Source organism: Ectopseudomonas oleovorans, from assembly GCF_029845265.1.
GTDB classification, from domain to species: Bacteria; Pseudomonadota; Gammaproteobacteria; order Pseudomonadales; family Pseudomonadaceae; genus Aquipseudomonas; species Aquipseudomonas oleovorans.
The window spans coordinates 1-22,066 of sequence record NZ_JAOCLK010000003.1; the positions used below are offsets into that span (position 1 = coordinate 1).

At 62.6% G+C, this 22,066-nt stretch carries 15 protein-coding genes; 9 read left to right on the top strand and 6 right to left on the bottom strand.

The window, feature by feature from the left end; genetic code table 11:
- Positions 1-218: 218 nt before the first annotated feature.
- The 4 genes from ligA to N5J71_RS02330 all read right to left on the bottom strand — a co-directional run bounded on the left by ligA (position 219) and on the right by N5J71_RS02330 (position 7,829).
- On the bottom strand, positions 219-2,579 hold the full coding sequence (gene ligA, locus N5J71_RS02315) for an NAD-dependent DNA ligase LigA (RefSeq protein WP_279916211.1): 2,361 nt from the start codon (positions 2,577-2,579) through the stop codon (positions 219-221).
- Between the two features lie 60 nt (positions 2,580-2,639).
- The gene (zipA, locus tag N5J71_RS02320) at positions 2,640-3,461 is read right to left on the bottom strand and encodes a cell division protein ZipA (protein WP_074857903.1); all 822 of its coding nucleotides are present in this window, start codon (positions 3,459-3,461) and stop codon (positions 2,640-2,642) included.
- A 213-nt stretch (positions 3,462-3,674) separates the two neighbouring features.
- Positions 3,675-7,163, bottom strand: a complete 3,489-nt coding sequence (smc, locus tag N5J71_RS02325) for a chromosome segregation protein SMC (RefSeq protein ID WP_279916212.1) — start codon at positions 7,161-7,163, stop codon at positions 3,675-3,677.
- A 6-nt stretch (positions 7,164-7,169) separates the two neighbouring features.
- Positions 7,170-7,829: a GntR family transcriptional regulator gene (locus N5J71_RS02330; RefSeq protein ID WP_279916213.1), complete on the bottom strand. Its 660-nt coding sequence runs from the start codon at positions 7,827-7,829 to the stop codon at positions 7,170-7,172.
- A 326-nt stretch (positions 7,830-8,155) separates the two neighbouring features.
- Here N5J71_RS02330 and xdhA point away from each other — a divergent pair, with 326 nt between their 5' ends.
- From xdhA to guaD, 4 genes are all read left to right on the top strand, one after another.
- Positions 8,156-9,595 carry a xanthine dehydrogenase small subunit gene (gene xdhA, locus N5J71_RS02335; RefSeq protein WP_279916214.1) on the top strand — a complete coding sequence of 480 codons (1,440 nt, stop codon included), beginning with the start codon at positions 8,156-8,158 and terminating at the stop codon, positions 9,593-9,595.
- A 75-nt stretch (positions 9,596-9,670) separates the two neighbouring features.
- A complete protein-coding gene (xdhB, locus tag N5J71_RS02340; protein ID WP_279916215.1) occupies positions 9,671-12,067 on the top strand; it encodes a xanthine dehydrogenase molybdopterin binding subunit in 2,397 nt (798 codons plus the stop codon).
- A 286-nt stretch (positions 12,068-12,353) separates the two neighbouring features.
- Positions 12,354-13,184: a xanthine dehydrogenase accessory protein XdhC gene (gene xdhC, locus N5J71_RS02345; protein ID WP_104729724.1), complete on the top strand. Its 831-nt coding sequence runs from the start codon at positions 12,354-12,356 to the stop codon at positions 13,182-13,184.
- 117 nt (positions 13,185-13,301) lie between these two features.
- Positions 13,302-14,606 carry a guanine deaminase gene (guaD, locus tag N5J71_RS02350; protein ID WP_279916216.1) on the top strand — a complete coding sequence of 435 codons (1,305 nt, stop codon included), beginning with the start codon at positions 13,302-13,304 and terminating at the stop codon, positions 14,604-14,606.
- Between the two features lie 162 nt (positions 14,607-14,768).
- Here guaD and N5J71_RS02355 read toward each other — a convergent pair whose 3' ends face one another.
- Positions 14,769-15,536, bottom strand: coding sequence for a GntR family transcriptional regulator (locus N5J71_RS02355; protein WP_003460856.1), 768 nt, complete (start codon positions 15,534-15,536; stop codon positions 14,769-14,771).
- A gap of 592 nt (positions 15,537-16,128) precedes the next feature.
- Here N5J71_RS02355 and N5J71_RS02360 point away from each other — a divergent pair.
- A complete protein-coding gene (locus N5J71_RS02360; RefSeq protein WP_206408735.1) occupies positions 16,129-17,469 on the top strand; it encodes an NCS2 family permease in 1,341 nt (446 codons plus the stop codon).
- Positions 17,470-17,864: 395 nt separating this feature from the next.
- Here the strand turns inward: N5J71_RS02360 and uraH are convergent, their stop codons facing one another.
- Entirely contained in the window at positions 17,865-18,218 is a 354-nt protein-coding gene (uraH, locus tag N5J71_RS02365) for a hydroxyisourate hydrolase (protein ID WP_003460854.1), read from the bottom strand.
- 402 nt (positions 18,219-18,620) lie between these two features.
- Here uraH and puuE point away from each other — a divergent pair, with 402 nt between their 5' ends.
- From puuE to N5J71_RS02385, 4 genes are read left to right on the top strand one after another with little or no spacing between them, the layout of a single operon-like run.
- Complete coding sequence (gene puuE, locus N5J71_RS02370) at positions 18,621-19,547, top strand: allantoinase PuuE (protein WP_279916217.1); 927 nt, start codon at positions 18,621-18,623, stop codon at positions 19,545-19,547.
- An 11-nt stretch (positions 19,548-19,558) separates the two neighbouring features.
- Positions 19,559-20,074 carry a 2-oxo-4-hydroxy-4-carboxy-5-ureidoimidazoline decarboxylase gene (gene uraD / locus N5J71_RS02375; RefSeq protein WP_279916218.1) on the top strand — a complete coding sequence of 172 codons (516 nt, stop codon included), beginning with the start codon at positions 19,559-19,561 and terminating at the stop codon, positions 20,072-20,074.
- A gap of 41 nt (positions 20,075-20,115) precedes the next feature.
- Positions 20,116-20,619 carry an ureidoglycolate lyase gene (locus N5J71_RS02380; RefSeq protein WP_230927465.1) on the top strand — a complete coding sequence of 168 codons (504 nt, stop codon included), beginning with the start codon at positions 20,116-20,118 and terminating at the stop codon, positions 20,617-20,619.
- A 47-nt stretch (positions 20,620-20,666) separates the two neighbouring features.
- Positions 20,667-22,004 (top strand): urate hydroxylase PuuD, encoded by a 1,338-nt coding sequence (locus N5J71_RS02385; protein WP_003460849.1) that lies wholly within the window; start codon positions 20,667-20,669, stop codon positions 22,002-22,004.
- The last annotated feature ends 62 nt before the right edge of the window (positions 22,005-22,066 follow it).

Consider the following 22,066-nt stretch of genomic DNA (forward strand, 5'->3'; position numbering starts at 1 on the left):
TGATGCGGCCGCCGTAGCCAGCTTGCTGGCGATGCTTCTGCATAAAGGATCGCCGGCAAGCCGGCTCCTACAGATTCTGGGTTCGACACCTAAATTCATGCAATCCGGGAGCCTTGGAGCTACCCTGCACCGGTCATTTCGCGGCTGAAGCCGCTCCTACAAGATCGGCGTATCTTCGCCTGCCTCTGTAGGAGCGAGCTCTGCTCGCGAACAGCGCCCTACGCTTCAATGCCGTAGGTCTTGAGCTGGTCGAGGAACTGCGCTTCGTCCAGCACCTTCACCCCCAGCTCGCTGGCCTTGGCCAGCTTCGAGCCGGCACCTGGCCCGGCAACCACGCAGTGGGTCTTGGCCGAGACAGAACCGGCCACCTTGGCGCCCAGGCTCTCCAGCTTTTCCTTGGCGACGTCGCGACTCATCACCTCCAGCGTGCCGGTGAGCACCCAGGTCTGGCCGACCAGGGGCAGACCTTCGGCAACTTTCTTCTCGCTTTCCCAGTGCATGCCGAAATCGCGCAGTTGCTGCTCGATAGCGCGCGCGAGCTGGGCGTTATCGGCATTGTCGAAAAACTCGCGTACAGCCTTGGCCTGTTTCTCCGGCAGGGCCTGACGCATGTCCAGCCAGTCGCCGCCAAGCACACCCTCCAGACTGCCGAAACGCTCCGCCAGCTTCTGCGCCGCTCCGGGGCCGACACTCGGAATGTTCAGCTTATCGAGCATGTCCCCAAGGGTGGCGACGGCCGAGAACTCGGCGCTCAGCTCACCCTCTTCCTGCAGTTCGAGACCGCATTCGCCCAGCAAGGCGCTGATCACCTGCTGATTGTGTTCATCCTCAAAGAAGCTGTGGATCTCGTGCGCGACCTCCAGACCAATATCCGGCAGATAGGTCAGCACTTGCGGCAGTGCCTTGCGCACACGCTCCAGCGAGGCCAGGGAGCGCGCCAGCACCTTGGCGGTTTCCTCGCCCACATCGGGGATGCCGAGCGCATAGATGAAGCGCGCCAGGGTCGGCCGCTTGCTGTCCTCGATGGCCTTCAGCAGCTTGTTGCTGGAGACTTCGGCGAAGCCTTCCAGGCCGATGATCTGCTCGAAGGTCAGTTTGTACAGGTCGGCCGGCGAGCCGATCAGCTTCTCGTCCACCAGTTGCTCGATGGTCTTGTCGCCGAGGCCTTCGATATCCATGGCACGGCGCGAGACGAAGTGGATGATCGCCTGCTTGAGCTGCGCCTGGCAGCTCAGGCGACCGACGCAGCGATACACCGAACCTTCGCTGACCGATTCCTTGCCCTTGCTGCGCTTGACCAGTTGCGTGCGCTCCACCGCCGAGCCGCACACCGGGCATTGCTCGGGAATGTGCACCGGGCGCGCGTTCTCCGGGCGACGCTCGGGCACCACGGCCATCACCTGCGGGATCACGTCGCCAGCACGGCGGATGATCACCGTGTCGCCGATCATTACACCCAGGCGTGCCACCTCATCCATGTTATGCAGGGTAGCGTTGGCCACCATCACACCGGCCACCTTGACCGGATTCAGACGCGCCACTGGCGTCACCGCACCGGTACGCCCGACCTGAAATTCCACGTCGAGCAGTTCGGTCAGCTCTTCCTGCGCCGGGAACTTGTGGGCGATGGCCCAGTGCGGGGTACGCGCGCGGAAACCCAGTTGCTGCTGATCTTCGATATTGTTGACCTTGAACACCACGCCATCGATGTCATAGGCCAGGCTCATGCGCCGCTCGGCGATATCTCTGTAGTAATCCAGGCAGGCCTCGACGCCCTTGGCCAGCTTCAGTTCGCGACTGATGGGTACGCCCCAGGCCTTGAGCTGCTGCAGCATGGCCACCTGGGTGCCCGGCAGCTCGCCGCTGACCTGACCAACGCCATAGCAGCAGAACTCCAGCGGGCGGCTGGCAGTGATCTTCGGGTCGAGCTGACGCAGGCTGCCGGCAGCGGCGTTACGCGGGTTGGCGAAGGTCTTGCCGCCGCTCTCGGCCTGGCGTGCGTTGAGCTCCTCGAAACCGGACTTGGGCATGAACACCTCACCGCGTACCTCCAGCACCTGCGGCCAGCCCTCACCCAGCAGCTTGAGCGGCACATTGCGAATGGTGCGCACATTGCTGGTGATGTCTTCGCCGGTACTGCCGTCGCCGCGCGTGGCGCCGCGCACCAGTTGGCCGTTCTCGTAGCGCAGGCTGACGGCCAGGCCGTCGAGCTTGGGTTCGCAGCTGTACTCGATCTCAGCGCCGCCGCCGAACAGGTCGCCACCCTGTACGCCGAGGCCGTTCTGCACGCTGCGGTCGAAGGCACGCAGATCGTCCTCATCGAAGGCGTTGCCCAGGCTGAGCATCGGCACTTCATGGCGCACCTCACCGAAGGCGCTGAGCGCCTCGCCGCCGACACGCTGGGTCGGCGACTCCGGCGTGACCAGCTCCGGGTGCTCGGCCTCCAGCGCCTGCAGCTCGCGGAACAGTCGGTCGTACTCGGCATCGGGAACGCTCGGCTCATCCAGCACGTAGTAACGGTAGTTGTGCGCGTCCAGTTCGTTGCGCAGTTCGGAAATACGTTGGGCGGCGTCGGTCATGCTCGGTCTCTCAAACGAAAAGAGCAGCCTTGGCTGCTCTCTTTCGACTTCGTGTACGGGTCAGCGTTTCTGGGTCAGTTGCCGGCGCTCGAATTCGACGATGCGCTGGCGATAGTGTTCGATGGTCTGCGCAGTCATCACGCTGCGCTGGTCGTCCTTCAGCTCACCGCCCAGTTCATGGGCCAGCTTGCGCGCGGCCGCGACCATGACGTCGAAGGCCTGCTTGGGGTGACGCGGGCCAGGCAGACTGAGGAAGAAACTCACCGCGCGGGTGCTGAAGCCTTCGATATCGTCGAGATCGAAGGTGCCCGGCTTGAGTGCGTTGGCCATGGAGAACAGCACCTCGCCATTACCCGCCATGCTTTCGTGACGATGGAAGATGTCCATCTCACCGAAGCGCAGACCGCTTTCGAGGATGTTCTGTAGCAGCGCCGGGCCCTTGAAGCCGAAGTCGTCGCGGGCGACCACGTTGATCACCAGCACCTCTTCTACCGGTGCGGCATCGGCAGCCGGCTTGGAGGCTTTCTTCGGTTCGACGGGTTCGTCATCGACCGGGTTGAGCAGAGTCGGCACCGGCTCATCGACAGCCAGATTGAGGTCGCCCTGTTGCGGCTCGTTGCGTGGACGACGTGGCAGGTCCTTGGCGCTCATCGACGGCAGTTCGTCTTCGTCTAACTGCGGCTCGTGGTCGCGATTTACCACACGTGGCGTACTGAGCAAATCTGGGTCACTGTCGTCATCAGGCATGTTGGCGAAGCTGCGGTCGAGCCTGAATTTGAGCTTGCCCTTGCCACCGCGCATACGGCGCCAGCCGTCGAAAAGGATGCCAGCGATAACGATGATGCCAATAACGATCAGCCACTCGCGCAGACCGAATTCCATGAAATACCTGACCCTTAAAAATTCTGGTGAAAAAAAGATCCAATCAAACGGATCACAACTCGACTATAAAGCGCGGCGCCAACTTGATGTTCTATCTGACGTTTTCCGCGTGTAACAAAAGTGGGCAATAAGCTAGCACGACGAAAGGCAACTTTACACAGGGAGCCACACAAGGTTTTGCCTATATTCAGTTAATCTCGCGGCGCTCTGCCATCACGCCTCCACCATCGCCAGCGCCTCCTCGACATCCACCGCCACCAGGCGCGAACAACCCGGCTCATGCATGGTGACCCCCATCAGTTGATCGGCCATTTCCATGGCGATCTTGTTGTGGGTGATATAGATGAACTGCACCGTCGCCGACATCTCCTTGACCAGCCGCGCATAGCGCCCAACGTTGGCATCGTCCAGCGGTGCATCCACTTCGTCCAACATGCAGAACGGCGCCGGATTGAGCTGGAAGATGGAAAACACCAGTGCCAAAGCAGTCAACGCTTTCTCTCCACCGGAGAGCAAATGAATGGTGCTGTTCTTCTTGCCCGGGGGCCGCGCCATGATGGTTACACCGGTATCGAGTAAATCTTCGCCGGTGAGTTCCAAATAAGCGTTGCCGCCACCGAAAACTTTTGGAAAGAGTGCCTGCAAACCGCCATTGATCTGATCGAAGGTGTCCTTGAAACGATTGCGCGTTTCCTTGTCGATCTTGCGGATGACGTTCTCCAGGGTTTCCAGCGCCTCGACCAGGTCGGCGTCCTGAGCATCCAGATAGCGCTTGCGCTCGGACTGCTGCTGATACTCGTCGATAGCCGCCAGGTTGATCGGCCCGAGACGAGCAATACGCGCGGCCATGCGCTCCAACTCCTCTTCCCAGGCACTCTCGCTGGCTTCGGCCGGCAGGGTGGCGATCACCCCATGCAGGTCGTAGTTGTCCTCGGCGAGCTGATCGGCCAACGCCTTGCGCCGCACGTTGAGCGACTGCCAGTCCATGCGCTGCTGCTCCAGCTGGCTGCGCAGCAGTTGCGCCTGCTGCTCGGCCTGGGTGCGGCGCTTCTCGGCATCGCGCAATTCGCGGTCGGCATCTTCCAGCGCCAAACGCGCCTGGCGCAGTTCGTCGTCCACCGCCATGCGTCGTTCGAGCAGCTCCTCGAGCTTGATGCGCAGCTCTTCCAGCGGCGCCTCGCCCTCTTCTAGGTTCAGCGACAACTGCTCGCGCCGCTCGTGCAGACGCTCGGCCTGCATCTGCAGGCGCTCCAGCGCCTGACGGGTGGAATCGTGCTGCGCCTTGAGCGAGCCGACGCGCACCGCCAACTGGTGCGCATGATCCTTGTGCTGGCGGGCTTCCTGGCGCACACGGTCGAGGCGCTCGCGCAGGCTGTCGCGGCTGGCCAGCAGGCTTTCGCGCTGCTCGTTATCCAGCGCCATGGCGTCTAGCGCATCCTGCAATTGCAGGCGCGCTTCGCCCAGTTGCTCCTGCTCGATCTCGCGCTGCTCGGCGGCCTCCTGCAGTTCGTCCTGCAGACGACGACGGCGCAGGCCCAGTTGCTCGGCCTTGGCCTGGCTCGCGGACAGCTTTGCCTTCAGCTCAGCCAGCTGGCGCGCCAGTTCCTGACCCTGACGGCGTTGCTGCTCGCGTTGTTCTTCCTGAAGACGTTGCTCGTCGCGCAGCGCCAGCAGGCGTTCATCCAGTTGCGCCAACGCTGCTTCACGTTCCTCGCGCTCAAGCTCAAGACGCTCCAATTCCTGACCGCGCGCCAGCACGCCGCTGTCGGCTTCGGCAGCACGGCGTACGCGAAGAAAATGCCGACCGACCCAATAGCCGTCGCGGCTGATCAGGCTTTCGCCGTCCGCCAGTTGCCCACGCTCTGCCAGCGCCTGCTCCAGTGATTCCACCGGACGCACGCCGGCCAGCCAGGGCGACAGGTCATGGCTCGATTCGACCTTATCCAGCAGGCTACCGGCACGGCGCGCACCGCCCTTGGCGGGGCTGGCCAGGCGCAGCTCACCCTGCTCCAGCGCGGTGAAATCCAGGCCGGCGAAATCGTCCAGCAGCACGGCCTGCAGGTCGGCACCGAGCACGGTTTCCACCGCCAGCTCCCAGCCAGCCTCCACGCGCAGGCCTTCGGCCAGGCGCGGGCGCTGCAGCAGGTTCTGCTCGCGCAGCCAGTCGCCTGCGCCCTGCCCCGGATCCAGGGCAGCCTGTTGCAGCGCCTCCAGTGACGCCAGACGGCCGTTCAGCCGCTGTAGCTCACCTTGCGCCTGCTGCTGGGCCTGACCGGCCTGCTGCAATTCCTCGCGCAGTTGCTGCAGGCGCTCGGCCTGTTGCTCTTCGGCCAGGTGCAGGGCTTCCTGCTCCAGCTCACCGGCAGCCAGCTGTTCGTTCAGTTCGAGAATGGCGGCGTCTTCCGGGTCGGCCACCAGTTGCTGCAATTCTTCGTTGAGACGACGCTGGCGTTCTGCCAGACGCTCCAGGCTCTGTTCCAACTGGGCGATGCGCGACTGCTGCACTTCGGCCTGGCGACGCGGCTCGGCGCTGCGCTGGTTGAAACCGTCCCACTGCTCCTGCCAGCCGTGCATGCTGGCTTCGGCCTCTTCCAGGCTGGCGGCGGACTCCTCGGCAGCGGCGGCGGTCATCTCCTGCTCGGGCAGGAGCATTTCCAGCTCTTCACCGAGGGTGGCCAGCAGGGTGCGGTCGTGGCCCAGGTGCGACTCGGTTTCCAGACGCGCCTTTTCTGCCTCGCGCAGGTCATCCTGCAACTGGCGCAGGCGCTGCTGGCCATGCTGGATGCTCTGCTCGACGCGGGCGATATCGCCGCCCACGGAATAGAAGCGGCCCTGCACCAGGTTGAAGCGCTCGCTCAATTCGTGATGGCCATCGCGCAGGCGCTCGATGCAGGCGTCGGCGCTGCGCTGCTCGGCCACCAGGGCCTCGAAAGCCACCTCCTGATCGCCTATCACCTGCTCGCGGCTGCCAACCTGCTGGTTCAGGTTCTGCCAGCGCAGGGCCAGCAGCTGTGCCTTGAGCTGGCGCTCTTCGGCCTTGTATTCCTGGTACTTTTCCGCCGCCTGGGCCTGACGGTGTAGGCGCTCGAGCTGGCGCTCCAGCTCTTCGCGCAGGTCGCTAAGGCGCTCCAGGTTCTCCTGGGTACGGCGGATGCGGTTTTCGGTCTCGCGGCGGCGCTCCTTGTACTTGGAGATGCCGGCGGCTTCCTCGATGAAATTGCGCAGCTCTTCGGGCTTGGCCTCGATCAGCTTGCTGATCATGCCCTGCTCGATGATTGAGTAGCTGCGCGGCCCCAGGCCGGTGCCGAGGAAGATATCGGTGATGTCGCGGCGGCGGCATTTGGTGCCGTTGAGGAAGTAGGTGTTCTGAGCGTCGCGGGTCACCCGGCGGCGAATGGAGATTTCGGCGAAGGCGGCGTATTCGCCCACCAGCGAGTTGTCGCTGTTGTCGAAGATCAGCTCGATGGAGGCCTGAGTCACCGGTTTGCGGGTGTTGGAGCCGTTGAAGATGACGTCGGTCATCGACTCGCCACGCAGGTTCTTCGCCGAGCTTTCACCCATCACCCAGCGCACGGCGTCGATGATGTTGGACTTGCCGCAACCATTGGGCCCGACCACCGCCGCCATGTTGCTGGGAAAGCTCACCGTCGTCGGGTCGACGAAGGACTTGAAGCCTGCCAGCTTGATGCTCTTCAGGCGCATCGCGGCTTAGCGCTCGGCCAGGGCGGCCAGCACCAGCTGGCAGTTATGCTCACCGTAGGCCTGCAGCACCTCGCGGGCACGCACGGGGTCGCGGGCGATGATCGCCTGCAGCAGACTGGCGAAGGTGTTCATGAACTGGCCCATCTCACCTTTGCGCCGTTCCAGCGCCAGATGATAGGTGCGGCTGATGGCCGGCAGCAGATTCTCCAGGGTTTCCTGCAGGTAGGGATTGTCGGCGAAGGGAAAGGCCGCGCGCATCACATCGAAACTGTTCTCGACGAAGGCGCTGATATCGTCGCGCTCGAGGCTGTCCTGCAGGCGATTTTTGATCTCGATGAACGGCGCCAGATCGGCCTCCACCTGCCAGCGTTCGATCACCGCGCGGGCCAGCATGGCGTACAGCTCGATGCTCAGCGCATAGAGACTGGTGACGTGGTGCGGGGTCAGTTCGCTGACCTGGGCACCGCGGCGCGGCAGGATCACGATCAGGTGGCGGCGCTCGAGAATGAGCAGCGCTTCGCGTACCGAACCACGACTGACGTTAAGGGCCTGGGTAACTTTCTGCTCCTGGATACGTTCGCGCTCCTTGAGCTCACCGTGAATGATCCGCTCTGCCAGGTAATGGGCAATTTGCTCGGCGAGGCTGTCCAGGGCCTTGAACGTCATGACATTCCTTAAGTTGCGTCGATCCAGAGGCAGGCGGTCGAGTCTGAGAGCCCCGCTGCAGCTGGGCAGGAGCACGAAAATTCGACGGTGAGTTTAACACAGGGCGCATCCGGGCCAAGCGTACGGCATGACACTTGCTGCATGAATGGCCAGATTCACGGATCAGGCTGCCAAAATCACGCTGACTTTCAGGTCAGAAATTTATTGACCCAAAAGTCAGAGAATTCTAGATTGCCTCCATGGCCAATCACGTCCGGGCCTTGCAATGCGTGCACATATCCGGCGAGCCAAACGATTCATAACAATAAAGCGCCTGGAGGTCGTCCTTGATCCAGTTTTTACTCAACCGGGAGCTGCGCACCGAGCATGCCCTGGACCCCAACGTCACCGTGCTCAACTACCTGCGTGAGCACGTCGGCAAAACCGGAACCAAGGAAGGCTGCGCCTCCGGCGACTGCGGTGCCTGCACCGTGGTGGTAGGCGAGCTCGAGGGCGACCGCGTACGCTACCGCACCCTCAACTCCTGCCTGACCTTCGTCTCCAGCCTGCACGGCAAGCAACTGATCACCGTCGAAGACCTCAAGTACCAGGGCAAGCTGCACAGCGTGCAGCAGGCGATGGTCGACTGCCATGGCTCGCAGTGCGGCTTCTGCACCCCCGGTTTCATCATGTCGCTGTTCGCCCTGCAAAAGAATTCCAGCGGCTACGACAAGGGCGCCACGCTGGAAGCCCTGGCCGGCAACCTGTGCCGCTGCACTGGCTACCGCCCGATCATCGACGCCGCTGAACAGGCCTGCTGCCAGAAGCAGCCGGATCAGTTCGATGCCTTCGAAAGCGACACCGTGGCCCGACTCAAGTCCATCGCTCCGCGCGAAACCGCCGAACTCAATAGCGGTGACAAACGCTGCCTGGTACCGCTGACCGTGGCCGACCTGGCCGACCTCTACGCCGCCAACCCGCAAGCACGCCTGCTCGCTGGAGGCACCGACCTGGCCCTGGAAGTCACCCAGTTCCACCGTGAATTGCCGGTGATGATCTACGTCGGCCATATCGAAGACATGAAGCGCATCGAAGTGACCGACAGCGCCATCGAGATCGGCGCCGCGGCGGCGCTGTCCGACTGCTACGCAGCGCTGTCGCGCGAGTTCCCGGACTTCGGCGAGCTGCTGCACCGCTTCGCCTCGCTGCAAATCCGCAACCAGGGCACCTTGGGCGGCAATATCGGCAACGCCTCGCCCATCGGAGACGCCCCGCCGCCGCTGATCGCCCTCGGCGCGCAGATCGCCCTGCGCCAGGGCAACACCCGGCGCATCCTGCCGCTGCAGGACTACTTCCTCGACTACAAGGTGACCGCGCGCCAGGAAGCCGAATTCATCGAGAAGATCATCGTGCCGCGTGCCCAGGCCAACCAGGCGTTCCGTGCCTACAAGGTGTCCAAGCGCCTGGACGACGACATCTCCGCCGTCTGCGCAGCCTTCAACCTCACCATCGAAGAGGGTGTGGTGCGAGATGCGCGTATCGCCTTCGGCGGCATGGCCGCCATTCCCAAACGCGCCAGCGCCTGCGAAGCGGCCCTGGTCGGCTCGGCCTGGTATCCGGGCGTGATCGAACGCGCCTGCAACGCACTGGCTGAGGACTTCACCCCGCTGTCGGATTTCCGCGCCAGCAAGGAATACCGCCTGCTCACTGCCCAGAACCTGTTGCGCAAGTTCTTCCTGGAGCAGCAGTCGCCCGAGATCGAAACCCGGGTTACCGCTTACGCCTAAGAGCCTGTTCTAAGGGCGCAGTGAATTGATACGCCGCCGGCCAGCCCGGCGGCATGCGAAGTTTTGGAGGCGAAGATGTCCAGTCATATCGAACACAAATCCCAGGAAGAGCTGGCCGCCCTGTTCCGCGCCGGCATGACCAGCGGCGTCGGCCGCAGCGTCAAGCACGAGAGCGCAGACAAGCACGTGTCCGGCGAAGCGGTCTATGTCGACGACCGCCTGGAGTTCCCCAACCAGTTGCACGTCTATGCGCGCCAGTCGGATCGTGCCCATGCGCGCATCCTGCGCATCGACACCCGCCCCTGCTACGAGTTTCCGGGCGTGGCCATCGCCATCACCAAGGATGACGTGCCGGGCCAGCTGGACATCGGCCCGGTGGTCGCCGGCGACCCGCTGCTGGCCGACGGCAAGGTCGAGTACGTTGGTCAGGTGGTGCTGGCGGTAGCCGCTGACAGTCTGGAAACCGCGCGCAAGGCGGCCATGGCCGCCATCGTCGAATACGAGGACCTGGAGCCGGTGCTCGACGTGGTCGAGGCCTACCGCAAGAAGCATTTCGTACTCGCCAGCCACACCCACCGCATCGGCGACTCGGCCAGCCAGTTGGCCAGCGCCCCGCGTCGCCTGCAGGGCACCCTGCATATCGGCGGCCAGGAGCACTTCTACCTGGAAACCCAGATTTCCTCGGTGATGCCGACTGAAGACGGCGGCATGCTGGTCTACACCTCGACGCAGAACCCCACCGAGGTACAGAAGCTGGTCGCCGAAGCGCTCGGCGTGCCGATGAACAAGATCGTCATCGACATGCGCCGCATGGGCGGTGGTTTCGGCGGCAAGGAAACCCAGGCCGCCGGCCCGGCCTGCCTGTGCGCAGTGATCGCCCATCTGACCGGCCGGCCGACCAAGATGCGTCTGCCGCGCATGGAAGACATGAGCATGACCGGCAAGCGTCACCCCTTCTACGTGGAGTACGACGTCGGCTTCGATGACGACGGCCTGCTGCACGGCATCGAGATGGACCTGGCCGGCAACTGCGGCTACTCGCCGGACCTGTCCGGCTCCATCGTCGACCGCGCCATGTTCCACTCGGACAACGCCTACTTCCTCGGCAACGCCACCATCAACGGTCACCGCTGCAAGACCAACACCGCCTCGAACACCGCCTACCGTGGTTTCGGCGGCCCACAGGGCATGGTCGCCATCGAGGAAGTGATGGACGCCGTGGCCCGCAGCCTGGGCAAGGACCCGCTGGAAGTGCGCAAGCTCAACTACTACGGCAAGACCGAGCGCAACGTCACCCACTACCACCAGACCGTCGAGCACAACGTTATCCACGAGATGACCGCCGAGCTAGAGGAAAGCGCCGAGTACGCCAAGCGCCGTCGCGAAATCATCGAGTTCAATCAGAAAAGCCCGGTGCTGAAGAAGGGCTTGGCCATGACCCCGGTAAAATTCGGCATCAGCTTCACCGCCACCTTCCTCAACCAGGCCGGCGCGCTGATCCACATCTATACCGACGGTTCGATCCACCTCAACCACGGTGGCACCGAGATGGGCCAGGGCCTCAACACCAAGGTGGCGCAGGTGGTGGCCGAGGTGTTCCAGGTCGATATCGAGCGCATCCAGATCACCGCCACCAACACCGACAAGGTGCCCAACACCTCTCCAACCGCCGCCTCCAGCGGCGCCGACCTCAACGGCATGGCGGCGAAGAACGCGGCCGAGACCATCAAGCAGCGCCTGGTCGACTTCCTGGTGCGCGAGTACAAGGTCACCCCGGAAGACGTCGAATTCCGCAACGGCCAGGTGCGCGTGCGTGATCACTTCCTGTCGTTCGAAGAGATGATCCAGAAGGCCTACTTCGGCCAGGTCTCGCTGTCGTCGACCGGCTTCTACCGCACGCCGAAGATCTACTACGACCGCGACAAGGCAGCCGGCCGCCCCTTCTACTACTACGCCTACGGCGTGGCCTGCGTGGAAGTGCTGGTGGACACCCTGACCGGCGAATACCGCATGCTGCGCGGCGACATCCTGCACGACGTCGGCGACTCGCTGAACCCGGCCATCGACATCGGCCAGGTCGAGGGCGCCTTCGTCCAGGGCATGGGCTGGCTGACCATGGAAGAGTTGGTGTGGAACGCCAAGGGCAAGCTAGAGACCTGCGGCCCGGCCAGCTACAAGATCCCGGCCATTGCCGACATGCCCATCGACCTGCGCGTGAAGCTGGTGGAGAACCGCAAGAATCCGGAAGACACCGTGTTCCACTCCAAGGCCGTCGGCGAGCCACCGTTCATGCTCGGCATCGCCGCCTGGTGCGCCCTGAAGGACGCCGTGGCCAGCCTGGCCGACTACAAGGTGCAGCCGCAGATCGACGCGCCGGCCACGCCTGAGCGCGTGCTCTGGGGTGTGGAGCAGATGCGCAAGTTGAAGGCTACGGCCAAGGCTGCCAGCGCTGCCGAGGTCGAACCGGCCTGACCTGGCGCAGCCTCAGGCCGCCGTGGGAGGGGCTTTAGCCGCGACTGTCGCCGCTGCAACTGCAGGGATGCAGGAGGTAGAGCGAAGCAGGATGCCCGAGCCGAAAGCGCCTCCCACAGCCCTGCGACTGCGAACGAATGATGAATGGGTGTACAACAATGACAAAACACACCGAACCGAATAACCGCCCCGCTCACCCGGCGCCGGAGCCGATTCTCGATCCGTCGCCGAGCAACTGGCGCCTGCCGCGCCCGGGACAAACCACGCCTTCCTGGAGGCTGAGCAAATGAGTTGGATCAGCGCCCTCGCCGAGTTGCAGCAACAAGGTGAAGCCTGCGTGCTGGTGACCATCATCGAGGAACGCGGCTCGACGCCGCGTAATGCCGGCTCGAAGATGGTGGTCACCGCCGAGCGCATCTTCGAGACCATCGGCGGCGGCCATCTGGAATACAAGGCCATGGAAATGGCCCGCGAGATGCTCGCCAGCCGCAGCCAGGACACCCGCCTGGAGCGCTTCTCCCTCGGCGCCAGCCTCGGCCAGTGCTGCGGCGGCGCCACCGTGTTGTTGTTCGAGCCCATGGGCCAGCCGCAGGCGCAGATCGCCGTATTCGGCGCCGGCCATGTCGGTCGCGCACTGGTGCCGCTGCTCGCCAGCCTGCCGTGCAAGGTGCGCTGGATCGATTCGCGGGAGAACGAATTTCCCGAGCACATCCCCGCCGGCGTGGAGAAGATCGTGGGCGACGAGGTGGTCGACGAGGTGGAGAACATGCCGCCCGGCAGCTACTACATCGTCATGACTCACAACCACCAGCTCGATCTGGAACTGACCGCGGCGATCCTCAAACGCGGCGACTTCGCTTACTACGGCCTGATCGGCTCGAAGACCAAGCGCGTCAAGTTCGAGCATCGCCTGCGCGAACGCGGCTTCACGGACACCCTGATGGCGCGCATGCGCTGCCCCATGGGCCTGGCCGAAGTGAAAGGCAAGCTGCCGGTGGAAATTGCCGTATCCATTGCTGGCGAAGTGATCGCCACCTACAACGCAAGCTTCGGTCAGGACGTGAAAAAGGGTGAGTCCAGCGTCGCCAAGCTATTGCCGGCCTCGCGCCGGTCCTGACTCTGCCTAATTCGCAGCGCGCCCAGTAGGGTGCGCCGCGCGCACCAATAACACCGCATTGCCCGTGGTGCGCACAGCACACCCTACGCACTGCCTGCCCCAATCGAGACGTAATAGATGACCACCAACATCAAAGCCTACCGCGCCGCCATCCTGCACAGCCTCGCCGACCCGGCTGTCGTCGGTATCGAGCAGTCCTACCAGTACTTCGAGGACGGCATTCTGCTGATCGAGAACGGCAAGGTCGCCCAGATTGGTGCAGCCGCCGAGCTGCTGCCCAAGCTGGCCGGTGTCGAGGTCCAGCACTACCGCGATGCGCTGATCACCCCAGGTTTCATCGACACCCATATCCACTACCCGCAGACCGGCATGATCGCCTCCTACGGCGAGCAGCTGCTGGACTGGCTCAACACCTACACCTTCCCCACCGAGAAACAGTTCGAAGACAAGGCGCATGCCAGCGACGTGGCGGCGATCTTCCTCAAGGAACTGCTGCGCAACGGCACCACCACCGCCCTGGTATTCGGCAGCGTGCACCCGCAGTCGGTGGATGCCTTCTTCGAGCAGGCCGACAAGCTCAACCTGCGCATGATCGCCGGCAAGGTGCTGATGGATCGCAATGCCCCCGACTACCTGACCGACACCGCCGAAACCGGCTATGCAGAAAGCAAGGCACTGATCGAACGCTGGCACGGCAAAGGCCGCCTGCACTACGCCGTCACCCCGCGCTTCGCCCCCACCAGTACACCGGAGCAGTTGGATCTGGCCGGTAAGCTGTTCGGTGAGTATCCGGACCTGTACATGCACACCCACATTTCCGAAAACAAGGCCGAGGTCGCCTGGGTCAAGGAGCTGTTCCCGGCACGCAAGGGCTATCTGGACGTCTACGACCACCACAAACTGATCGGCCCGCGCGCAGTGTTCGCCCATGGCGTGCACCTGTGCGACGACGAGTGCAAGCGCCTGGCCGAGACCGGCTCGGCTGTCGCCTTCTGCCCGACCTCCAACCTGTTCCTGGGTAGCGGCCTTTTCGACCTGAACAAGCTGGAAGAACATGGCGTACGGGTAGGCCTGGGCACCGACGTCGGCGCCGGCACCAGCTTCAGCCAACTGCAATCGCTGAACGAGGCGTACAAGATCATGCAGCTACAGGGTAAGAAACTCGATCCGTTCAAGTCGCTGTACCTGGCCACGCTGGGCGGCGCCAACGCCCTGTACCTGGACGACCAGCTGGGCAACTTCCTGCCCGGAAAGGACGCCGACTTCCTGGTGCTGGACTACAACGCCACGCCGCTGATCAGCTACCGCATGCAGCAGGCTCGGAGCCTGGAGGAGCGCCTGTTCGCCCTGACCATGCTTGGCGATGACCGCGCCGTGAAAGAGACCTTCGCCGCGGGTGTATCGGTGCACCAGCGCGATTGAAACGAACAGCCTGATCGCCTTGTAGGAGCCGGCTTGCCGGCGATCAATTCACTAGCGCATCGCTGGCAAGCCAGCTCCTACAAAAAAACGCCTCAACGTAGACACGCCAACAAGAAAGCCCCGATGCGCGAGCACCGGGGCTTTCTTGTTACACGCAGTCGATCAGCGATTGGCAGCGCTGCGGCCGGGTTTCTTCTTGGTCTGCAGCAGGTGCGAGAACACCGCGTGCAGATCGTCCGAGGCGCTTTCCTCGTCCAGGTTGAGTTTGCTGTCGATGTGATCCATGTGGTGCATCATCAGGTGCACCGCACGCTCGGCATCGCGCGCCTCGATGGCATCGATCAGCTGATTGTGCTCGTCATAGGAGCAGTGCGAACGGCCGCTGCTTTCGTACTGGGCGATGATCAGCGAGGTCTGCGACACCAGGCTGCGCTGGAAGCTTACCAGCGGCGCATTACGCGCGGCCTCGGCCAGCTTCAGGTGGAACTCGCCGGACAGGCGGATGCCAGCACCACGATCACCACGGGAGAAGCTGTCCTGCTCGTCCTTGACCATCTGCCGCAGCTCGGCCAACTGCTCGGCTGTCGCGTGCTCGACGGCCAGTTCGGTGATGGCGCGCTCAACCAGGCGGCGTGCATAGAAGATCTGCCGAGCTTCTTCGACGCTCGGGCTGGCGACTACCGCACCGCGGTTCGGACGCAGCAGTACCACACCCTCGTGGGCCAGTCGTGAGAGGGCGCGACGAATGATGGTGCGACTGACGCCGAAGATCTCACCCAGCGCCTCTTCACTCAGCTTGGTGCCGGGCGCCAGACGCTGCTCGAGAATGGCATCGAAGATATGGGCATATACGACATCGTCCTGAGTCCCGCTGCGGCTGCTTTTGCCCACGCGCGGCTGCTTCTTGAGAGGCTGCAATTGATCGTTCATTCTGGCTCGCGTCAATGAGAGTCGGCGACACTGCGACTCTACTGTGTTCTACCCGGTAGCTGACAAGCTCCGAGCGAAAAAACATCAGAAAAATTTGAGACAATTGTACACAAGTCAATCAGCCATCACACCCTTCGCTGTATGACGTCATAGCTGACCCTCGCCCGCATATCACCCACCTCTGAGCGCAGAACAACAAATTCTTTCTTTATATACAGCCGTCCTCTAAGTTCATTAGCTGCTAAGAACCCGGTCAGGCTGCTGAGCCGACGCTCGATCGAGCGTCGTCCTCAACCAAACCAAAATTCCATCCATTTGTTTTATAAGCATTTTATTTAAAGCCCTGAAGGGATTGTCGCCAAATCCATGCGCTTTTCCATCCGCAGGTTCGACTGGTGCGATTAATGCAACACTAAAAACATTAATTGCATTTTTTGTATACAAAAGCATAATCGCGCCTGAGTGACCTCTTGACCGCTCGATCAACAACTTAGCCAGGAAGCACTACCGAAAACACCGCCTGCCTCAGAGAGCATTGTTCTTGCGCAAGGCTCTGGGCGGTACACAACAAGAGAGATGAGGAGTACCCGCTGTGGAAAGCGTCAAACAAGAACAACACGCGAATCAACTGGCAAGAGGTGGCCTGCTCGACCGCTTCTTCAAACTGACCGAGCACCGCACCACCATCAAGACCGAGCTGCTGGCCGGCCTGACGACCTTCGTCACCATGGCCTACATCATCTTCGTCAATCCCAACATCATGGCCACTGCCGGCATCGATCATGGCGCCGCCTTCGTCGCCACCTGCATCGGGGCGGCCCTGGGCTGCTCCCTGATGGGCCTGTACGCCAACTGGCCAGTCGGCCTGGCGCCGGGCATGGGCCTGAACGCGTTCTTCACCTACACCGTCGTCGGTGAAATGGGCTACAGCTGGCAGATCGCTCTCGGCGCGGTGTTCATCTCCGGCGTGCTGTTCATGATCATGAGCCTGTCGAAGATCCGCGAATGGCTGCTCAACAGCATCCCGATGAGCCTGCGCTTCGCCATGGGTGCCGGGGTCGGCCTGTTCCTCGGCCTGATCGGCCTGAAGACCGCCGGGATCGTCGTCGACAGCCCGGCCACCCTGCTGACCATGGGTTCGTTCAGTAACCCGTCGGCGCTGCTCGCCGCCGTATGCTTCCTGATGATCGCCGTGCTCAGCCACCGCAACGTGTTTGGCGCCATCCTCTTCAGCATGCTCGGCGTGACCGCCATCGGCTGGGCACTCGGCCTGGTGGAATACGGTGGCCTGGTGTCGATGCCGCCGAGCCTGGCCCCGACCTTCCTGGCCATGGATATCGCCGGCGCGTTCAACGTGGCAATGATCAGCGTGATCCTGGCGTTTCTCTTCGTGAACATGTTCGACACCGCCGGCACCCTGATGGGCGTCGCCCACCGCGCCAACCTGGTGGATGAGGATGGCAAGATCCAGAACCTGTCCAAGGCGCTGAAAGCCGACTCCACCTCGAGCGTTGTGGGCGCCATGGTCGGCTGCCCGCCGGTAACCAGCTACGTGGAAAGCGCTGCAGGCGTCGCCGCGGGTGGCCGTACCGGCCTGACCGCCATCACCGTCGGCCTGCTGTTCCTCGCGGCGATGTTCTTCGCCCCGCTGGCTGGCATGATTCCGGCCTACGCCACCGCAGGCGCGCTGATCTACGTAGCAATGCTGATGATGAGCGGCATGGCTCACATCGATTGGAAGGACCACACCGACACCATTCCGGCCATCGTGACCGTGGTGATGATGCCGCTGACCTTCTCCATCGCCAACGGTATCGCCCTGGGCTTCCTTACCTACGCCACACTCAAGCTGCTGACCGGTCAGAGCGACAAGGTATCGCTGAGCCTGTACGCCCTGTGCATCATTTTCATCGCCAAGTTCGCCTTCCTCTGACGGCTAACACCAGGCGCTGAACGAAACCCCGGCCTTGGTGCCGGGGTTTTCGTTTGTCTCGGTAACGGCAGGCACGCGAGCCATAAGCACGGCGCCAGCCCATACCCGGATTTGATCCGGGCTACGCAAGCAAGATCGCACGGTAGGGTGCGCCGTGCGCACCGCCTATATGCGCCCGGTGGAAACATCTCGAATTCGGTGCGCAAGGCGCACCCTACGCCGCCCATCACGCTATTCGTAATAGGCGCCCCACCGATGGGCCGTGTGATGGCTCACCCAGCAACAGCACCCCGAAATACAGCCAAAAAAAGCCCGCAGTGTGAGCGGGCGTAAGGACTCAAACGAGTCTGAGGGTGACAAGCATTCGTCTGGCAGGCTATTGGCCCGCCAGTCACTCAGCTACCGCGGTAGGTGGAGTAGCTGTAAGGAGAAATCAGTAGCGGCACGTGGTAGTGCTCCTGACCGGCATCGATGCCGAAGCGCAGGACCACGACATCGAGAAATGCCGTATCCGGCAGTTTCACACCACGGGCGCGGTAGTAGTCGCCAGCGTGGAAATGCAGCTGGTAGACGCCCGTGCGGTAGTCATCACCCTGCAGTACCGGCGCATCGCAACGGCCGTCGTGGTTGGTGGTAACGCTGTTGATCAGTTCCAGCTGCGCGCCTTCGACGCGGTACAGCTCGACCTTGATGTCACTCCCTGGGCAGCCGTGCGCGGCATCCAGTACATGTGTAGTCAAACGTCCCATGGGTCTCGGATGCCCGCGGCGCCTGGCGCCCTACGAACACCACACCTCCTCTACTCTGTTGAAATCGGCTCGTCGCAGTGCTCCGACGCAGTGGCAGGATAGCACGCAGATCGAATATAAAACACTTTTCCACTAAATTGTACACAATAAATCCAATTGAAATGCTGTCCATGCACCAAACCGGATCACTGCTCACATCATCGCCAGCCAGCAACCACGGCATGACCAGCGCACATTGCTGACCACCTCGGCAATTTTTTCGCGGTGGCACGCAGAGAAGAAAATGATGAAAAGTCGATTTACAAACGGCGACTAACTTTGTATACAATTACTCGTCCCGGTCGCGTAGCCGTCGATTACCCGGCACGCAGTGACCGCAACGTTCCAGATAGGAAGACTGCAGTGAACGCTGATTACCCACGCGATTTGATCGGCTACGGCGCAAACCCTCCCCACCCGCACTGGCCGGGCGATGCCCGCATCGCCCTGTCCTTCGTGCTCAACTACGAAGAAGGCGGTGAACGCAACATTCTTCACGGGGACAAGGAGTCCGAGGCCTTCCTCTCCGAGATGGTCGCCGCTCAGCCGCTGCAGGGTCAGCGCAACCTGTGCATGGAGTCGCTCTACGAGTACGGCAGCCGCACCGGCGTCTGGCGCCTGCTCAAGCTATTCAAGAAGCACGACATCCCGCTGACCATCTTCGCCGTGGCCATGGCCGCCCAGCGTCACCCCGAGGTGATCCGCGAGATGGTCACCGCCGGGCACGAGATCTGCAGCCATGGCTATCGCTGGATCGACTACCAGAACATGGACGAAGCCACCGAGCGCGAGCATATGCTCGAGGCCATCCGCATCCTCACCGAGCTGACCGGCGAGCGCCCGCTGGGCTGGTATACCGGCCGCCTGGGGCCGAACACCCGGCGCATCGTGCGCGAGGAAGGCGGTTTCCTCTACGACTCCGACACCTACGACGACGACCTGCCCTACTGGGACCCGGCCAGCACCGCAGAAAAACCGCACCTGGTGATCCCCTACACCCTGGACACCAACGACATGCGCTTCACCCAGGTGCAGGGCTTCAACAAGGGCGACGATTTCTTCGAATACCTCAAGGATGCCTTCGACGTGCTCTATGCCGAAGGTGAAGCCGGCGCACCGAAAATGCTGTCGATCGGCATGCACTGCCGCCTGCTCGGCCGCCCGGCGCGTCTGGCCTCGCTGGCGCGCTTCATCGACTACGTGAAAAGCCATGACAAGGTCTGGTGCGCCCGCCGCGTCGACATCGCCAGGCACTGGCACGCCACCCACCCCTTCCGCGCGACCGAATGAGAGAGCCGTCCATGAGCCGTTTCCAGACCCTGACCCCTTCCAAGCTGAGCCGCGACGAGTTCATCAAGGCCTTCGCCGACATCTACGAGCACTCGCCCTGGGTGGCCGAGAAGGCTTACGACCTCGGCATGGACGCGTCGGTAGACGAGATCGACGGCCTGCAGCAGCGCATGGCCGATATCCTCCTGTCCGCCAGCCATGAGGCGCAGTTGGCGCTGATCAACGCGCACCCGGACCTGGCCGGCAAGGCTGCAGTGCGTGGCGAACTGACCGCCTCCAGCACCGCCGAGCAGTCCGGTGCAGGCATCCACGAATGCACCGCCGAGGAGTTCGCCCGCTTCACCGAACTCAACGACGCCTACAAGGCCAAGTTCGGCTTCCCCTTCATCAAGGCCGTCAAGGGCAGCAACCGCCAGCAGATCCTGGCTGCCTTCGAGGAGCGCATTCACAACACGCCGGAGCAGGAGTTCGCCACCGCACTGGCCGAGATCAACAAGATCGCCCTCTTCCGCCTGCAGCAACTGTAAGCGCTGCATCCCTCAACTCGAACAGAACAAGTAGAACAGCCATGCGTAGCCTGACCATCGAGCCCCTGAGCAAAGAAGCCTTCGCCCCATTCGGTGACGTGATCGAAACCGACGGTAGCGACTTCTTCATGATCAACAACGGTTCCACCCGCCGCTATCACAAGCTGGCCACGGTGCAGACCGCGCAGCCGGAGGACCAGGCCATCATCAGCATCTTCAGCGCCGAAGCGCTGGAGATGCCCGTGACCATCCGCATGCTGGAGCGCCATCCGCTGGGCAGCCAGGCTTTCATTCCGCTGCTCGGCCACCCCTTTCTGATCGTGGTCGCGCCACTTGGCGATGCACCTGTATCAGGGTCCGTCCGTGCCTTCCTCAGCAATGGCAGGCAGGGCGTCAATTACCATCGCGGCGTCTGGCACCACCCGGTGCTGACGATCGAAAAGCGGGATGACTTCCTGGTGGTTGATCGCAGTGGTTCCGGCAACAACTGCGATGAGCATTTCTTCAATGAGGACGAGTTTCTTCTCCTCAACCCCCACCAATAAGAGAAGCCCGGGGCTGGCGTGCCTATCCCGGGAAAGAGGTACAGATCGTGGAAGCACATTTCACCGAATGGCTAAACCTGGGCATCCGCTGGATCCATATGATCACCGGCATCGCCTGGATCGGCGCATCCTTCTATTTCGTCTGGCTGGAGAACAACCTCAACCGTAGCAACCCACGCGTGGGCCTGTCGGGCGACCTCTGGGCGATTCACGGCGGCGGCATCTACCACCTGGAAAAGTACAAGCTGGCTCCGCCGAAGATGCCGGAGAACCTGCACTGGTTCAAATGGGAGGCCTACGCCACCTGGCTGTCGGGCGTTGCCCTGCTACTGGTGGTGTACTACCTCAACCCGAGCCTGTACCTGGTCAAGCCAGGTGTCGACCTGGCACCAGCAGCAGCCATCGCCATCGGCCTCGGCTCCATGGCGCTCAGCTATGTGATCTACCACTTCCTCTGCGATTCGCCGCTGGGCAAACGCCCCGCCCTGCTCGGCGCCGTGCTGTTCGTGCTGATCATCGCCGCGGCCTATGGCTTCAGCCAGGTCTTCAGCGGCCGGGCGGCGTACATTCATGTCGGCGCCATCATCGGCACCATCATGGTCGGCAACGTGTTCTTCACCATCATGCCGGCCCAGCGCGCGCTGGTTAAGGCCATCGAAAACAACACCACGCCCGATCCGCTGCTGCCGGCCAAGGGCCTGCTGCGCTCGCGCCACAACAACTACTTCACCCTGCCGGTGCTGTTCATCATGATCAGCAACCACTTCCCGAGCACCTACGGCAGCCAGTACAACTGGGCAATCCTGGCCGGTATCGCGATTCTGGCGGTGCTGGTACGCCACTACTTCAACACCCGCCACGACAGCAGCAAGTACGTCTGGACCCTGCCGGCCGCAGCCCTGGGCATGATCTGCCTGGCTTACGTCACCGGCCCGCAAACGAAGTCGGTCAGCGCACCGGCAACGGCTCAAGCCCCGGCGATCAAGTACGCCCCCGTTCCTGCTACCGGTCGCCCTGGCAACCCCTCCACAACCAGCGAGCCTGCTGCCGAGGAAACCCAGGCAAAAGCCGATGCCAGCGAGGACTCAACCACTGCCGCTGACAGCGCGGCACCTGCTGCCAGCACCGATTTTGCCCAAGTCGAAAGCGTGATCCACGAGCGTTGCACCGTGTGCCACTCATCGAGTCCCACCAGTCCGATGTTCAGCACCGCACCGGCCGGTTTCATGCTCGACACCCCGGAGCAGATGAAAGCGCAGGCAGCGAAGATCCATGCGCAAACCGTGGCCACGCAGATCATGCCGCTGGGCAACATCACCCAGATGACCCAGGACGAGCGCGACCTGATTGGCAGCTGGATCGCCAAAGGCGCTCAGATCAACTGATTGCCACACATGTCGCGCCCGTAACTGGGCGCGACATTTTTTTAGGCTATGCCCCTAGGGGC

Excerpts from the sequence above, each read along its gene's own strand:
- uraD (WP_279916218.1), top strand. The coding sequence starts at position 19,559 with ATGAGCCGTTTCCAGACCCTGACCCCTTCCAAGCTGAGCCGCGACGAG.
- xdhC (WP_104729724.1), top strand. The coding sequence starts at position 12,354 with ATGAGTTGGATCAGCGCCCTCGCCGAGTTGCAGCAACAAGGTGAAGCC.
- ligA (WP_279916211.1), bottom strand. The coding sequence starts at position 2,579 with ATGACCGACGCCGCCCAACGTATTTCCGAACTGCGCAACGAACTGGAC.
- guaD (WP_279916216.1), top strand. The coding sequence starts at position 13,302 with ATGACCACCAACATCAAAGCCTACCGCGCCGCCATCCTGCACAGCCTC.
- N5J71_RS02355 (WP_003460856.1), bottom strand. The coding sequence starts at position 15,536 with ATGAACGATCAATTGCAGCCTCTCAAGAAGCAGCCGCGCGTGGGCAAA.
- N5J71_RS02380 (WP_230927465.1), top strand. The coding sequence starts at position 20,116 with ATGCGTAGCCTGACCATCGAGCCCCTGAGCAAAGAAGCCTTCGCCCCA.
- uraH (WP_003460854.1), bottom strand. The coding sequence starts at position 18,218 with ATGGGACGTTTGACTACACATGTACTGGATGCCGCGCACGGCTGCCCA.
- N5J71_RS02330 (WP_279916213.1), bottom strand. The coding sequence starts at position 7,829 with ATGACGTTCAAGGCCCTGGACAGCCTCGCCGAGCAAATTGCCCATTAC.
- smc (WP_279916212.1), bottom strand. The coding sequence starts at position 7,163 with ATGCGCCTGAAGAGCATCAAGCTGGCAGGCTTCAAGTCCTTCGTCGAC.
- zipA (WP_074857903.1), bottom strand. The coding sequence starts at position 3,461 with ATGGAATTCGGTCTGCGCGAGTGGCTGATCGTTATTGGCATCATCGTT.
- xdhB (WP_279916215.1), top strand. The coding sequence starts at position 9,671 with ATGTCCAGTCATATCGAACACAAATCCCAGGAAGAGCTGGCCGCCCTG.